14 protein-coding genes and 1 pseudogene are annotated in these 14,480 nt (G+C 58.3%); 13 read left to right on the forward strand and 2 right to left on the reverse strand.

What is annotated here, in order from left to right:
- The 11 genes and pseudogenes from groL to ACWAT4_RS08245 all read left to right on the forward strand — a co-directional run bounded on the left by groL (nucleotide 1) and on the right by ACWAT4_RS08245 (nucleotide 9,733).
- Nucleotides 1–1,626 carry a chaperonin GroEL gene (gene groL, locus ACWAT4_RS08195; RefSeq protein WP_449730295.1) on the forward strand — a complete coding sequence of 542 codons (1,626 nt, stop codon included), beginning with the start codon at nucleotides 1–3 and terminating at the stop codon, nucleotides 1,624–1,626.
- Between the two features lie 207 nt (nucleotides 1,627–1,833).
- Nucleotides 1,834–2,166, forward strand: a complete 333-nt coding sequence (locus tag ACWAT4_RS08200; RefSeq protein WP_449730296.1) for a hypothetical protein — start codon at nucleotides 1,834–1,836, stop codon at nucleotides 2,164–2,166.
- Between the two features lie 101 nt (nucleotides 2,167–2,267).
- Nucleotides 2,268–2,693, forward strand: coding sequence for an Hsp20/alpha crystallin family protein (locus ACWAT4_RS08205; protein WP_449730297.1), 426 nt, complete (start codon nucleotides 2,268–2,270; stop codon nucleotides 2,691–2,693).
- A gap of 11 nt (nucleotides 2,694–2,704) precedes the next feature.
- Nucleotides 2,705–3,103 (forward strand): Hsp20/alpha crystallin family protein, encoded by a 399-nt coding sequence (locus tag ACWAT4_RS08210; protein WP_172648795.1) that lies wholly within the window; start codon nucleotides 2,705–2,707, stop codon nucleotides 3,101–3,103.
- 619 nt (nucleotides 3,104–3,722) lie between these two features.
- Nucleotides 3,723–4,172 (forward strand): Hsp20 family protein, encoded by a 450-nt coding sequence (locus ACWAT4_RS08215; protein ID WP_449730298.1) that lies wholly within the window; start codon nucleotides 3,723–3,725, stop codon nucleotides 4,170–4,172.
- 81 nt (nucleotides 4,173–4,253) lie between these two features.
- On the forward strand, nucleotides 4,254–4,751 hold the full coding sequence (locus ACWAT4_RS08220) for an Hsp20/alpha crystallin family protein (RefSeq protein WP_449730299.1): 498 nt from the start codon (nucleotides 4,254–4,256) through the stop codon (nucleotides 4,749–4,751).
- 89 nt (nucleotides 4,752–4,840) lie between these two features.
- Nucleotides 4,841–5,359, forward strand: coding sequence for a hypothetical protein (locus ACWAT4_RS08225; protein ID WP_449730300.1), 519 nt, complete (start codon nucleotides 4,841–4,843; stop codon nucleotides 5,357–5,359).
- Between the two features lie 33 nt (nucleotides 5,360–5,392).
- The gene (locus ACWAT4_RS08230) at nucleotides 5,393–5,581 is read left to right on the forward strand and encodes a hypothetical protein (protein ID WP_449730301.1); all 189 of its coding nucleotides are present in this window, start codon (nucleotides 5,393–5,395) and stop codon (nucleotides 5,579–5,581) included.
- Nucleotides 5,582–5,612: 31 nt separating this feature from the next.
- Nucleotides 5,613–6,083, forward strand: a pseudogene (greA, locus tag ACWAT4_RS08235) (transcription elongation factor GreA); the annotation flags it as partial.
- A 468-nt stretch (nucleotides 6,084–6,551) separates the two neighbouring features.
- The gene (locus ACWAT4_RS08240; protein ID WP_449731183.1) at nucleotides 6,552–8,042 is read left to right on the forward strand and encodes an ATPase domain-containing protein; all 1,491 of its coding nucleotides are present in this window, start codon (nucleotides 6,552–6,554) and stop codon (nucleotides 8,040–8,042) included.
- Complete coding sequence (locus tag ACWAT4_RS08245) at nucleotides 8,039–9,733, forward strand: response regulator (RefSeq protein WP_449730302.1); 1,695 nt, start codon at nucleotides 8,039–8,041, stop codon at nucleotides 9,731–9,733. Before ACWAT4_RS08240 ends, ACWAT4_RS08245 begins: the two co-directional genes overlap by 4 nt.
- A 515-nt stretch (nucleotides 9,734–10,248) precedes the next feature.
- On the opposite strand, the gene ACWAT4_RS08250 is transcribed toward ACWAT4_RS08245, so the two are convergent.
- Together ACWAT4_RS08250 and ACWAT4_RS08255 are read right to left on the reverse strand one after the other, a co-directional pair.
- On the reverse strand, nucleotides 10,249–10,551 hold the full coding sequence (locus tag ACWAT4_RS08250) for a plasmid stabilization protein (protein ID WP_449730303.1): 303 nt from the start codon (nucleotides 10,549–10,551) through the stop codon (nucleotides 10,249–10,251).
- 105 nt (nucleotides 10,552–10,656) lie between these two features.
- Nucleotides 10,657–10,860 carry a CsbD family protein gene (locus tag ACWAT4_RS08255; protein WP_212298437.1) on the reverse strand — a complete coding sequence of 68 codons (204 nt, stop codon included), beginning with the start codon at nucleotides 10,858–10,860 and terminating at the stop codon, nucleotides 10,657–10,659.
- 419 nt (nucleotides 10,861–11,279) lie between these two features.
- On the opposite strand from ACWAT4_RS08255, the gene ACWAT4_RS08260 reads away from it, so the two are divergent.
- Together ACWAT4_RS08260 and ACWAT4_RS08265 are read left to right on the forward strand one after the other, a co-directional pair.
- The gene (locus ACWAT4_RS08260; RefSeq protein ID WP_449730304.1) at nucleotides 11,280–13,997 is read left to right on the forward strand and encodes a PAS domain S-box protein; all 2,718 of its coding nucleotides are present in this window, start codon (nucleotides 11,280–11,282) and stop codon (nucleotides 13,995–13,997) included.
- Nucleotides 13,997–14,479 (forward strand): response regulator, encoded by a 483-nt coding sequence (locus ACWAT4_RS08265; RefSeq protein ID WP_449730305.1) that lies wholly within the window; start codon nucleotides 13,997–13,999, stop codon nucleotides 14,477–14,479. The genes ACWAT4_RS08260 and ACWAT4_RS08265 overlap by 1 nt, the downstream gene beginning before the upstream one ends.
- Nucleotide 14,480 lies beyond the last annotated feature (1 nt).

Below are 14,480 nucleotides of genomic sequence, written 5' to 3' on the forward strand. Positions count from 1 at the left end.
ATGGCTGCCAAGGACGTGAAGTTTTCGACCGAGGCCCGCGAGCGCATGCTGCGGGGAGTGGATACACTGGCGAATGCGGTGAAGGTCACGCTCGGTCCCAAGGGACGCAACGTGGTGATCGAAAAGTCGTTCGGCGCACCACGCATCACCAAGGACGGCGTCACCGTCGCCAAGGAAATCGAGCTGGAAGACAAGTTCGAAAACATGGGCGCCCAGATGGTGCGCGAGGTGGCGTCCAAGACCAACGATCTGGCCGGCGACGGTACCACGACGGCCACCGTGCTGGCGCAGGCCATCGTCAAGGAAGGCACGAAATCGGTTGCCGCCGGCATGAATCCGATGGACCTCAAGCGCGGTATCGATCTCGCAGTGGAGGCAATTGTTAGCGACTTGAAGGCGCATGCCAAGAAGGTCACGTCCAATGACGAGATCGCGCAGATCGGGACGATCTCGGCCAATGGCGACACGGAGATCGGCCGTTTCCTTGCCGATGCAATGCAGAAGGTTGGCAACGAGGGCGTCATTACGGTCGAGGAGGCCAAAAGCCTCAATACCGAGCTCGAAGTGGTCGAAGGCATGCAGTTCGACCGCGGCTATGTATCGCCCTATTTCGTCACCAACGCCGAAAAGATGAAGGTCGAGCTCGAAGACCCCTATATCCTGATCCACGAGAAGAAACTGTCCGGGCTGCAAACCATGCTTCCTCTGCTGGAGGCTGTCGTGCAAACCGGCAAGCCGCTTTTGATCATCGCGGAGGACGTCGAGGGCGAAGCACTGGCAACGCTTGTCGTCAACAAGCTGCGCGGTGGCCTGAAGATCGCTGCGGTGAAGGCGCCGGGCTTCGGCGATCGCCGCAAGGCCATGCTCGAAGACATCGCCACACTTACCGGTGGTACCGCGATCTCCGAGGATCTCGGGATCAAGCTCGAGAATGTCACGCTCAACATGCTCGGGCGCGCCAAGAAAGTGGTCATCGACAAGGAGAACACCACCATTGTCGACGGGGCTGGTGCCAAGAAGGACATCGGAGCCCGCGTCGCCCAGATCAAGGGGCAGATCGAAGAAACCACCTCGGACTATGACCGCGAGAAGCTGCAGGAGCGGCTCGCGAAACTCGCTGGCGGCGTTGCGGTGATCCGCGTCGGCGGCGCCACCGAGGTCGAGGTCAAGGAGAAGAAGGACCGCGTTGACGACGCGCTCCATGCCACGCGCGCTGCAGTCGAGGAAGGCATCCTCCCCGGCGGTGGCGTCGCGCTGCTCCGCGCGCTCAAGGCGCTCGATGGCGTCAGGACGGCGAACGCGGACCAGAAGGCCGGCGTCGACATCGTGCGCCGGGCGATCCAGGTACCGGCGCGCCAGATTGTCCAGAACGCCGGCGAGGACGGCTCGCTAGTGGTCGGCAAGCTGCTTGAGAACGCCAGCTACAACTGGGGCTTCAATGCTGCGACTGGTGAATATCAGGATCTGGTCAAGGCCGGGGTGATTGACCCCGCAAAGGTTGTCCGTACGGCGTTGCAGGACGCAGCCTCGATCGCCGCTCTATTGATCACCACGGAAGCGTTGGTCGCCGACAAGCCAAAGAAATCCGAGGCTCACGCGGCCGCCGCGCCGCCGATGGACTTCTGACAAGACTTGCGCCCGGCCGTCCGACGGCCGGGCGCTCGGTCCATCTCTAAGCAAGGAGATCGCCAACACAACGAGGGACGAGGATCCAAAATAGCACCCAGATCGAAGCTCTGTTGCGCAAGAGTGGGGCTGCCTGAATTGGCTCGTGCTGACCCCAAGGCTTTGCAACCATCGCATGGGTAAGTTTTCGAACGATAGGAGGATGAGATGATCAAAGATCAAACCATTGGCTCCGCTCGTGCGGAGAAAGATCAAGCCGACAGTCGCATCGTGCAACGTCTGATGACGGCATTGCTTGCATCGGCCTTGATGCTGCCGTCGCTGGCAGCTTGGGGAACTGAGAGTTCGCCGGACCGGGATAGGGCGAGAGCTGGCGACATGCTGCGTTTGCCACCAATCCGATATCTCGATTCGATGCCTTGGATGAACTGGAAGGCATCGGCGCCGGCATTGAGGATCGATACGCTCATGTCCCCGAGCATCACGCCCTGGGGTGTCCCGAAATCGCCTCAGGATCTGCCTTCGTCGACATTGAGTTGATTGCTGCTTCATCAGCAATGCGGGCAGCGACTTGCTGTCCACGTTGCTTGGTCAAATAGCAGTCTTGTGCTTGCCCTTTAAGGCCGTCAATGGAGGAATAGATGTTCGCAAACTTTAGTGACCCATTTGAAGCGCTGCTGGCTCTACAGCGCGCACTCGACGCACGCGTCGCAAGCGACTGGATCGGACGTGGAACCGCTGCAATCGGCAGTTTCCCGCCAATCAATATATTCCAGAAGGACGACGACCTTGTCGCGGTCGTCGAGCTGCCAGGTGTCGACAAAAACGATCTGGAAATCGAAGCGAAGGAAAATACCATTCGTATCCGGGGCAAAAAGACGATCGCCTATGGAGAGCAGGCGAGCCTCCATCGTCGCGAGCGTATCAGTGGCGTATTTGACCGAACGTTATCGGTGCCGATTCGGATCGAACCTGATCGAATCAGGGCTGAATGTCGCGACGGCATCCTCGCGCTGTTCATACCACGGGCAGAGGCCGACAAGCCGCGTTCCATCAAGGTAAGCTAAGGGAGGCTACCATGGCAGAGTCCCAGGAACTACAGGTCCAGCAAAAGCGCGAAGTCGAGAAGAAAACTGAGGGCACCACGCCGGGACGGGCATTCGTGCCGGTGACGGACATATTTGAGACCCCCGAAGCGCTGACGGTTGTGCTGGAGATGCCGGGCGTCGACCGTAACAGCATCGAGGCGAGCGTCGAGGACGACGTCGTCACTATTGAAGGTCGGATTGATTTCTCGAAATATGAGGGGATGCAGCCCGTCTACACCGAATACAACGTAGGTCACTACGCGCGAAGCTTTCAGATTTCCAACAAGGTCGACCAGAGCAAGATCAGCGCCCAAATGAAAGATGGCGTGGTTACGATTGTGCTGCCCAAGGCGGAGCAGGCCAAGCCGCGCAAGATTCAGGTGAGTTAGCGCGGCCTGCAATCGTAAGGCTGCGTGGCTTCGGAATTTCGGCTCGATGACCTCGGCATTGGCGCCGAGAATGGCGCCATGCCCTTGGGTTGCATTAAAGCCCTGAGTGGGCGAAACCGGCTTCACTGGCGACTGCTGGCCGCCGCGTCTGATGACGCGAAAGCGCATTGCGCTGAAAGCTTTCTTGCTCGTATTGGCATTGCAAACTCTATCAGGATCGTCTTCCCCATCCGGATGGTCTTGCCCGCCAGCAGGCGACCCGATTCGTAGTTTCCTGATCTCGAGCGAGCGCCGGGCTAGCTAGTTTGCATTGCAAAACAACTGTTCGACAATCCCGGCCTACTGATGGAAGAACAACGCCGGCCGATGCACTTGGTCAGCGAGGCCGAAGCCCGGTTTGAAGCATCGCTACATACGCTGCAACGCAAAATTAGCCGAAGAAAAATCGCCGCAAAAATTTTCGGGATGCCCTTGAAATTGATTCCCCTTCTTCTAAGTCGTTTTTTGCCGCTTGAAGCGGTGCCGGGCGCCAGCTTTGGGTCCGGTGAACTGAACAGGGCGCCAGACCCTGGTGTCTTGCGCTCCTTCGTATCCATCTTGCTCTCAGGAGGACTTGGCTATGAGGACTCACGATTTCGCTCCCCTGTGGCGTTCGACCATCGGCTTCGATCGCCTTTTCGATCTCCTCGACGAAACTCAGCAGAGGACCGAGGATAATTACCCGCCCTATAACATCGAACGGCTTGGCGAAGATCGCTATCAAATCTCACTGGCTCTGGCTGGATTCGGCCCTAATGAGATCGCGGTGACGGCCGAGCAGAACGTGCTCACCGTGGAAGGCCGCAAGGGCAGCAAGGACCAGCACGAATATCTCTACCAGGGCATCTCGGCTCGGCCGTTCAAGCGGCAATTCAACCTTGCTGACTACGTGCAGGTGAAGACTGCCACGTTCGACGACGGCTTGCTCCGGATCGAGCTCGTCCGGGAAATCCCCGAGGCCATGAAGCCCCGGCGCATCGCCATCGGCGGCGGTGCCTCAGCCGGGCAAATCACGCAGAAGGCAGCTTAGCCCGCCTTTCGCCTGATCTCGTCGCGCGGGCCGCAAATTGTCCGTCCGCGCGTCGACTAGCTTCATGTCAAGGAGGATATCATGGCTATTCGTGATCTTGTTCCGTGGACGAAAGGTCAGCAGCTCCCCACCCGTCGAGAGCCTTTCGATCCATTTCTCACGCTTCATCGCGAGATGAACCGGCTTTTCGACGACGCCTTTCGCGGGTTCGGCTCGCTAGGTCGTCTTGGCAATCCCTTGATGGAGGGCCAATTCACCTGGCCTCGGCTCGAACTCAGTGAAACTGACAAGGCGGTGACGGTTTCCGCCGAACTTCCGGGTCTCAGCGAAAAGGACGTCGAGGTCGAGATCGCCAATGGCGTTCTTTCGATCCGCGGCGAGAAAAAGGCCGAGCGCAGCGACGACTCCAAATTCGTTAGCGAACGCTACTACGGTTCGTTCGAACGCCAGATTTCGCTGGAGGGCGTCGAAGAAGACAAGGCGCAAGCGGACTTCAAGAACGGCGTGCTCACGGTAACACTTCCGAAGTCTGAGCAGTCAAACCGCAACGTCAAGCGTATCGCGATCAACACCAACTGAGAACCGAAGGCGGCGGCACAATGCCGCCGCCTTTGAGATCCTCTCAAATCAACCTGTCTCTCGACGAAAGGAGCAATAGGAGACACAACATGAGCCAGGCCAATCGTACCGCCAACAATGTTGGCCCCTTTTTCCACCCGGTATCTCATTACAATTCACCTGACGATGTCTTGAGCGATGTCAAGCTGTCGACCGACGAGAAGCGAGTCATCTTGTCGTCCTGGGCATCGGATATGTATGTCGTCGAATCGCGCCCCGCGCTTCGCGAAGTCCCCGGAATCCCGCACCGGCTGCATCTGGACGACATCCTGGCGGCGCTGAAGCAGCTTGACGACGAGGACGATCCGCCGCCACGTGGGGCATTGGCCATGCGGCTGCCTCGTCTCAGCACGCTTGATTGCACGGCGCCCGTCGAACCGCAGCGTGTGTTCGGAAGGCATGCAGCGACGAGGCGGCATCGGCCAATGCCAGCGCCGCGCACAGCAAATCATTCGCGATGGACGCGCGACGCAAACGTGCGACGATACCGAAAGCTCCTGAACACGCAATTGACCGATGTTGAACGCACCTTCATAGAGCGGCGGCTCGCTGAAGAACTGCGGAGCTGACAGGTCTTGAGGGTCAGTGGGATCGGTTCGGTGATGGCTACCATTGATGACAGCATCAGTGAGATCAGATCCGTTCGTAACGAAATCTGGCGCTATCGCAGGCTGCTCCAAACTGAGCTCGCTGAAGCTGAGCGAGAGATTGTGGAGAAACGCCTTCGTGAACGGCTGTCAACCTTTGAAGGGCTGTTGGCGTCTGCATTCCCTTTGGCCATAAAATTCTGAAGCAGACTCGGTGGGGCAGATTGGTGATGCGATGACAAGGTTTCCTATGACGGCTGCAGGTCACGCCGCCCTTGAAGATGAACTGAAGGGCCGCATCAGAATCGAACGACCTCGTCTGATTCAGCGAATTCAGCAGGCGATCGCCGACGACGCCAACCTGGTTGAGAACTCGGAATATCAGGCTGCGCAAGTGGAGCAGAACGTCAATGAGGCCAGGATCGCCGAGTTGGAAGACAAGCTAGCGCTGGCCGAAATCGTCGACGTATCCAAGCTCTCCGGCGACACGATTAAATTTGGCGCCACCGTGACGCTGATCGACGAAGATACCGGGGAGAAACGAACTTGGCAGATCGTCGGCGAGCCGGAAGCCGATGCGAGTAAAGGAAGGATTTCTGTAACGTCACCCATTGGCAGGGCATTGATCGGCAAGACCAAGGGAGCAACCGTGCTGGTCGAGGCGCCAGGCGGCACCAAGGCCTACAAAGTTCAGTACGTGGAGTGGCTTGAGGACAAGAAGAAGCGACAACAGGTCTTAGGCTCAGACTCGTCGCGGACTGGCCTCAGCCCCAGCATGCGTGCCAATGGGCGCTAATCAAAACATTCAGCAATGATGCGATCGCCCCGAAAGGCACCCTCGGCGACGAGACTGCGCCTATCTGAAGTGACTCCCTCCGCGGTTCTAGCGGAGCACTACCGTTTGCAAGCTGAGTTATGCCATCAAATGGCTCGAGCAACCGTGAGCCCCTTCAAAGACTGTTGGCTGGAGCTTGCCGAAGAGTGGGCAAGGTTGGCGCAGGAGACCGAGTAAAGCCCCTAGCGCGTTTCCCTTCACCAGCGAGCCAACCATTTCAGATTTAATTGCATTTCCGAAGTTCATTAGCATGCGGTCCCCGACCAGCCGGTAAAGGAACCGGCAATACTGCCAGAGCGTTAAGCGAAGTGCCTAGACCCATTTTCACGCTAACCAATGATTTCAGCACGCCAAACTCTGCCGCGCTCCGCAACAGGAATCGACGGCCTTGATGACATCCTTGAAGGGGGCCTTGCCCAGAACCGGCTGCATTTGTTGGAAGGCACGCCGGGCACCGGAAAAACGACCATCGCCCTGCAATTCCTTCTGGCTGGAGCACGCTCTGGGGAGACTGGCCTTTACGTGAGCCTTGCAGAAACCGAAGAGGAATTGCGGGCGGGAGCAGCGTCGCATGGCTGGTCAATCGATAAGCGGGTGACAATCTGCGAGTTGGTGCCCCCGGAAAGTGTGCTCGATCCAGACCAGCATCAAAGTCTGCTCTACTCGTCCGATCTTGAACTCGGTGAGACGGTTGAACGTATCTTCTCCGCAATCGAACAGCACAGGCCCCAGCGCATTGTTATCGACAGTCTGTCGGAAATCCGGTTACTTGCTCAAAGCTCGTTGAGGTACCGTCGCCAAATTCTCGGGCTAAAACATTACTTCGCCCGCAACAAATCCACGGTTATCACGCTCGACGATCTCACCACCGAAAGTACCGATCGCGCCGTGCACTCCATTGCGCATAGCGTAATCCACCTCGATCAACTCGCGCCGAACTACGGGGCCGAGCGGCGGAGGTTGCGGGTGGCAAAATGCAGAGGCCAAAGCTTTCGCGGCGGCTATCATGATTTCATAATCGGCGCTGGTGGCGTGCAGGTATTTCCGCGGTTGGTCGCCGCAGAACACCGGGTCGGTTTTTCGGGCTCCGTTCTGAAGAGCGGCATTGCCGAGCTGGACGCACTGCTTGGCGGCGGCCTGACCGCCGGTTCGAGCACGCTGATTATTGGACCGGCCGGAACCGGGAAGTCGCTGCTCACCCTTCAGTACCTTGCAGCGAGCGTCCGTCGCGGCGAGCGAGCAGCTCTTTTCGTTTTCGATGAGGAGCTTGGTCTTTTGCTGTCTCGCGCCAAGAGCCTCGGCATCGATCTCGAAGCCATGAAAGGTGAGGGAAAGCTGTTCATCGAGCAACTCGATGCCGCCGAATTGTCGCCAGGCGAGTTCAGCCACCGGGTTCGTCGATGCGTGGATCAGGAAAACATTCGCACCGTTGCCGTCGATAGCCTAAATGGCTATCAGGCATCAATGCCGGAGGAGCAATTTCTTATTCTCCACCTGCATGAATTGCTTCAATACCTCAACCGGCGGGGTGCTGCGACGCTACTCACCGTCGCGCAGCATGGCATGATGGGTGACATGAGGCAGCCCGTGGACGTGACCTATCTTGCCGACACCGTCCTCATGCTCCGTTATTTTGAGGCGATGGGCCGGGTGCGCCGCGCCATCTCTGTGATCAAAAAGCGCACCGGCTCCCACGAGGACACGATACGCGAATTTACGATTGGCGAGCAAGGCATCACCGTAGGCCAACCCCTCGTCGAGTTTCAGGGTGTCTTGCGCGGGATCCCGACTTATCTTGGCAGCAAGGCGCCGCTGATGGAGAACCCGTGAGTAAAGCGGATTTGTCAAAGACGGGTGAGCGCACCCTTATACTTGCACCGCGCGGACGAGACGCCGCGATCGCGCAAGGTATTCTGCGCGAGGCCCATCTTCGTGCAGACATCTGCAATTCCTTTCCTGATCTCCTCTCCCGCATTGAGTTAGGCTGTGAACTGGCCATCCTCACCGAGGAATCGCTGCGCGACGTTGACGTGCGGCTCCTGTCGAGCTGGGTCAATCAACAGCCGGCCTGGTCGGATTTTCCGTTCATCGTGCTTACAGGGCACGGCGGCGGATTGGAACGAAACCCCCAGGCTGCACGGCTTACGGAGGCGCTTGGCAGCGTTAGTTTTCTTGAGCGCCCGTTTCATCCAACCACGCTGATCAGCGTAGTCCGTACGCATTTGCGTGGCCGGCGCCGCCAGTACGAGTGCCGCAGGCTCAATGAGGAACTTGAATTGCGGGTCCAGGAACGGACTCACGAACTCGCGGCGGCGAACCGGCAGCTGCTGGCCCAAATGGAGGAGCGTGAACGTGTCGAGAGCACGTTGCGCCAGATGCAGCGTCTGGAAGCCGTTGGGCAACTGACCTCGGGCGTGGCACACGATTTCAACAATTTGCTGACCGTTGTTTTGGGCAACATTTCCTTCATGGAAAAGGATTTCGCCGTGCGAGGCATCGACGGCAAGCTGTCTCAACGACTGCAGTTCATGCGAGCCGCAGCTGAACGCGGCGCGAAACTCACCGACCAATTGCTGAGCTTTTCCCGACGCCAGCACCTCGAGCCAAAAGTTCTCGATCTTAACAGTGCTATTGCAGGCATGCGCGATCTCCTGCAGAGCACGATGGGAGGCAGCATCCGCATCGAGACCTCACTCGAGGACGGACTTTGGCATGCGTTGGTCGACCCTACCCAGCTTGAACTCGCCGTGCTTAATCTGGCGATTAATGCCCGAGATGCGATGGGTGTTGGAGGCCTTTTGAAGGTCTCTACCAGCAACGCCTCTCTTGGTGAACCCATGGCTCCCGAAGAGCCGGCCGCAGGCGAATATGTAGAAATATGTGTATCTGATACTGGATCTGGTATGAGCCCAAGCGTCCGCGCGCGTGTTTTTGAACCCTTCTTCACGACCAAGGAGATTGGAAAGGGCTCGGGGCTCGGTCTGAGCCAGGTATTGGGGTTCGCGATGCAATCGAACGGCGGCGTGCGCATCGATACGGCTGAAAATAACGGCACCACGATCCGTATCTTCCTGCCGCGCTCAACACTCGTTCCGCAGAACGACATCGTTGCAGAGGGGCGAGCGCTCAGCCCTGGTGTGCAGGCGCGCATTCTTCTCGTCGATGACGATGATGCGGTACGACAAGTGACCGCTGACATGCTGTACGAGCTTGACTACGACGTAGTAGAAGTCGGCAGCGCCGGGGCCGCCTTTGATATTCTGGAATCCCAGAAAATCGAACTACTCCTATTGGATTTCGCCATGCCCGGCATGAGTGGCGCCGAAGTCGCGCATCGGGTGCTGAGGCGCTATCCAAAGCTGCCGATCGTATTCGTGACCGGCTATGCCGATCGAGCGCAGCTTGCCAGCATCAGTAAGGCACAGACGATGGGCAAGCCCTTTGAGGTTGGAGAGCTTGCAGAAACCCTCGCCCGCGCGCTGAACCGAGAGGGTGGGGAGCGCCAAGCCGTCGCAGGATAGCTAGTTCTGGGTAGCAAGCTAGCAGACGGAGAATGACATGCACGCAATGCCGGAGTATTTGGCATCACAATCTCCGACTAACAACAGAGTTTTGTGCAAATGCGGATGTTTGCCATGCGATGCCTTTTAATTCAGATCAGACCAGTCCTTCGTTTCGCCTAGCTTTCGTACTTCACCCGGTACCATATTCGATATGGCGTCGGGCGGTGGCTTTAACTGCTCCTCTAAAAGACGCGCGGTCCACCCTTCGGGGATGGCATCGAGGACACGGTCGACCGCCTCGTTGCGCGGCGCTGCCGCGGCCCACAACTGCTACGTCCGGTCGTCGGTCCTCACTCTGACAAAATGTATCCTGCTGGCGTCCACCGCGGTCTGCTCCGAGGGGCTCATGAAGTGCCATGACCTTTGTGGACCGGATAACCGTTAGCCAATGGTGCAAGATGAGTAACTCACTCACCAGGCGCCGTTCCCGCAAGAAGCGCCTTATCCGCGCCCTGCTTGCCTTAGCATCCTGCTCAACCCGCGCGTCTCTTTAGCGTCTGAGCGGCTTTTTTGGCGGATCGCGATCGTTCTGCCGCCGGGCGGCTCGCTGATGCGGCACCGCCCAGATGTCCTCCCTTTCGAGAGGCGGAGTGGTCTTCGGGCGCGCCGCGGCCTGAGCCGCTCTTCTTGCCGCCATGGGTCTCCTTGTTCACGGTCGCCCAAGCGCGGCGCTCTGCTTCCTTCTCGGGAACCCCGCGGTCCTCGTACCCCTCCTCGATATGTTCAGCCTGACGCTTCTGTTTGTCGGTGTAACTCGACTTGTCGCCTCGGGGCATGGCGGCCTCCATAATATGTGGCTCTCTCGACACGCCGCTGCGTGAGACGGCATGCCAGTTAACGAGCCTCGCGGTTGAGCGTTCAGCCGGCAAGCTCGCCAAGGCTCACCACTTCTGGCGATCGTACCAGTCGTTGATCTCCTTCTGCGCCTGGTCCTTGGCGTAACCATACCGCTGCTGGAGTCGGCCTTCGAGCTGATCCTGCTTGCCATTGATAACGTCGATGTCGTCGTCGGTCAGCTTGCCCCATTGCTCCTTTACTTTGCCCTTCACCTGCTTCCAATTACCTTCAACCCGATTCCAGTCCATGGCGTTACCTCCTGAATTTGTTTCGCAAGCCAACCGTTGGCGAATGCCTGCGTTCCAACCCCGAGACCTTCTATTCGTTTTTCAACGGGGCGCGCTTATCAGTGCGATGGCGATGCACCGCCGTAATCGACCGTTACACGATGCATTTCAGATCGACAGTGACCGGGGGGTTCGGGAGCAGAGAGCCATTACGTGACCTTGGCTAATACCTCGAGATTTCATGGATTAGCTTTGGCCCGCCGCTCGCCTGCCCTCCAAAGTGCAGTCGGCTGGGGTCGAAAATTGCCTATCAGTGGAACCTTTTCCGGTTCCAACATTTAGGAAATGTTCGCTCGATTCACAAAGCTGTCGATGGCGCCAATCGGCACCAGGGCATAATCCAAGCAAAGCAATCTCTTTGGGTCTGTAGGATCAGGCGTATGAATATCCAGGATCAGACGAGACATCCGATTCGCGACATTACATCCCTCGCTTCCATCGTCTGGCGAAACCCCTCAGCGGAGTTTGTCGAGCAACTCCCAATTGCTATTTACGCTTGCGACATGCAAGGCCGCATCCTCTGGTTCAACTCGCGCGCTGTAGAACTGTGGGGCCGCTTACCGCGCATTGGCGACGACAGCGAGCTCTTTTGCGGTTCATACAAACCGGTCTCCGATGGACGCCCCATTTCGCGCGAACAGACTCCCATGGCAGAAGTGCTACGGACGGGTATCCCCATCCGCGGAGTCGAGAGCCGCGTAGAAAGACCCGACGGATCTCACATCTGGGCCATCGTGCATATCGCGCCGATCGTCGACGAAGAGGGCAACACGGCCGGCGCCATCAATTGCTTCCATGAGCGCCTTGGTGGCGGTCAGCTGGAGCTTCCTGATGCGCACCCGGATGATGGGCTGCGAGCCAGAGACGACCGCCTTGCCGCAACCTATGAGCATGTCGGAGCCGGCATCGTCGAGATCGACCAGGATGGCCGAATGCTACGGGTGAATCAGCAGCTTTGCCAATTGACGGGCTATACGGCTTCCGAGCTTCTTGGAAGAACGATTTTTCAGGAGACGCTTCCCGAGGACGTGTCCGAAGATCGCGATCAATTCCATCGTCAGCTTGCGGGTGAGGTGGAGCGATACACCATCGAGAAGCGCATCTACCGCAAGGATGGCGGCCATTTCTGGGCGTCGGTGACGTCCTCGAGCATCCGCGATGCCGCAGGAAAGTTCCTTTACGCGGTTCGCGTCCAGCACGATATCACTGACCGCAAGCGTGCGGAGCAGGCGCTCGCCCGGCGGATGGAGGAACAGGCCGCGCTGTTTGCATTTTCGGAGCGACTCCAGCACTGTACGTCGGCCGCACAAGTCCATGAAGCTGCGCTTGCCGCTATCACCCGAGCTTTGGGGTGCGATCGAGCATCCATTCTGTTGTTCGATGAGGCCGGCGTCATGCGCTTCGTCGCGTGGCGCGGACTCTCTGAACCATACCGGCGCGCGGTCGAAGGGCATTCCCCATGGACGCCGGATGAAACCGATCCGCACCCAGTCTGCGTTGAGGATATCGAGAGCGCCAAGTTCTCCGACGAATTGAAGCAATCAATCATCGCCGAAGGCATCGGTTCAGCCGCCTTCATTCCGATTATGCAGGACGGCCGGTTGACCGGCAAGTTCATGGCGTATCATCGTGTGCCACACTGCTTCAGCGAGCCGGAAATCGCCGCCTCGCTTGCGTTGGCTCGACTCCTCGGTTTCAGCCTCTCGCGACTGGCGGGGGAGGAAACGCGCAGGACCGCCGAGCGCGACGCGCAACAACTCGCAGCCATCGTCGAATCTTCCGACGATGCGATCGTCAGCAAAAACCTCGACGGGGTCATTCAGTCCTGGAACGACGGCGCCGAGCGATTGTTCGGCTATCGCAAGGACGAAGCTTTAGGGCAGTCGATTACCATGCTTATACCTACCGACCGGCAGGACGAGGAGCCAGAAATTCTAGCGAAGATCAGAGCTGGCGATCGTGTTCAACACTACGAAACCGTGCGCAAGCGCAAGGATGGCAGCCTGATCGACATCTCCTTGACCATATCTCCCATACGGGATCGCTCCGGCCGCATCGTCGGCGCGTCGAAGATCGCGCGCGATATCACAGAGCGTAAACTTGCCGAATCACGCTTGCAGGAAAGCGAGCGGCGGCTGCAGGAACTCCTCGCGGCGATTCCGGCCGCGATCTACACAACGGACGCGGAAGGCAAGATCACCTATTTTAACCAGACCGCGGTCGAATTCGCCGGTCGAACCCCGATCCTCGGCAGTGACGAATGGTGCGTGACGTGGAAGCTCTACAATCCGGATGGTACGCCCCTGCCTCATGATCAGTGTCCGATGGCGATCGCGTTGAGAGAAGGTCGACCAATTCGCGGCGCGGAAGCCGTCGCGGAGCGGCCCGATGGCACGCGCGTGCCGTTTATACCGTTTCCCACTCCTTTGCGAGACGCCTCCGGAAGGATCACCGGCGCAATCAACATGCTGGTTGATTTAAGCGAGCGAAAGCAGGCCGAAACCCAGCAGCGCCTGCTGCTTAACGAGCTCAACCATCGCACCAAGAATAACATGCAGGTTCTGCAATCGCTATTGGCCGCGGCGTCCAGAAATGCCAGGAGCGAGGAAGCACGTCATGTCCTTGAAGAAGCAAGTGGACGAATCGCGGCGATGGCGGCCGCGCAACGTGTCCTCTATGGCACCACCGACGCAAACAACTTCTCGCCTGACCAGTTCCTGGGTGCCGTCGTAGAGACCATACAACAGACGTTGCCGGCGGGCGTGAAGATCGCTCGAACCCAGGCAAATGGCGTTCTCTCCAATGACATCGCCATGCCGCTGGCTTTGATCTTGAATGAACTTGTAACCAACGCGGCGAAGCATGGTGTCAAGGACTCTGCAAACAACACGGTGCAGGTTGGGCTGGCGGAGCGCGACGGCCGTTTCGAGCTTCATGTCCAAGACGATGGGCCCGGGTTCGATCTGAATGAGGTCCGTCATAGCTCCTCCGGACTACGCCTTGTGTTTGGCCTCGCGCGCCAGCTTCATGCCGATTTCGAGGTGACAAGAACGCCCTCGCGAGCGAGCCTGCGTTTCGCCTCTGGAAGAGGCGCATAATGCCTAATTCGGATTTTGCTTATTCGCCCTTGGCCGCCGCAGCATCATCCGATCGTTCAGACGATGAAAGAATTGCACGAAAACAAGAAGAAACGACTAAGGAAAACGGCAAAGGCCGCATAATCCTTATTGTTGAAGACGACTTCCTCATCGCGATGCAAGCCGAGATCGCGTTGATTGACGCCGGTTTTACCGTGAGCGGTATCGCTACCACGGCCGAAGAGGCCCTTGCATTCGCGAAGCAGCGCCAGCCCGCCCTCGTCGTTATGGACGTTCGCCTCGCCGGCCCGCGCGATGGTATCGATGCCGCGCGAGACTTGTTTTACGAACTTGGCTTGAGGTGCGTATTCGCAACAGCACATGACGATCATGAGACGCGTGTGAGAGCCGAGCCCTTCGCTCCGCTAGGCTGGCTGGCAAAACCCTACACGATGCCATCGCTGGTCAAACTGGTTCGAGAGGCTATCTCCGAGCCAAATTGAG

The organism is Bradyrhizobium sp. T-1 (assembly GCF_053592855.1).

Coding starts and splice junctions, on each gene's coding strand:
- ACWAT4_RS08205 (WP_449730297.1), top strand. CDS start 2,268: ATGTTCGCAAACTTTAGTGACCCATTTGAAGCGCTGCTGGCTCTACAG.
- ACWAT4_RS08210 (WP_172648795.1), top strand. CDS start 2,705: ATGGCAGAGTCCCAGGAACTACAGGTCCAGCAAAAGCGCGAAGTCGAG.
- ACWAT4_RS08255 (WP_212298437.1), bottom strand. CDS start 10,860: ATGGACTGGAATCGGGTTGAAGGTAATTGGAAGCAGGTGAAGGGCAAA.
- ACWAT4_RS08250 (WP_449730303.1), bottom strand. CDS start 10,551: ATGCCCCGAGGCGACAAGTCGAGTTACACCGACAAACAGAAGCGTCAG.
- ACWAT4_RS08215 (WP_449730298.1), top strand. CDS start 3,723: ATGAGGACTCACGATTTCGCTCCCCTGTGGCGTTCGACCATCGGCTTC.
- ACWAT4_RS08200 (WP_449730296.1), top strand. CDS start 1,834: ATGATCAAAGATCAAACCATTGGCTCCGCTCGTGCGGAGAAAGATCAA.
- ACWAT4_RS08230 (WP_449730301.1), top strand. CDS start 5,393: ATGGCTACCATTGATGACAGCATCAGTGAGATCAGATCCGTTCGTAAC.
- ACWAT4_RS08260 (WP_449730304.1), top strand. CDS start 11,280: ATGAATATCCAGGATCAGACGAGACATCCGATTCGCGACATTACATCC.
- groL (WP_449730295.1), top strand. CDS start 1: ATGGCTGCCAAGGACGTGAAGTTTTCGACCGAGGCCCGCGAGCGCATG.
- ACWAT4_RS08265 (WP_449730305.1), top strand. CDS start 13,997: ATGCCTAATTCGGATTTTGCTTATTCGCCCTTGGCCGCCGCAGCATCA.
- ACWAT4_RS08220 (WP_449730299.1), top strand. CDS start 4,254: ATGGCTATTCGTGATCTTGTTCCGTGGACGAAAGGTCAGCAGCTCCCC.
- ACWAT4_RS08225 (WP_449730300.1), top strand. CDS start 4,841: ATGAGCCAGGCCAATCGTACCGCCAACAATGTTGGCCCCTTTTTCCAC.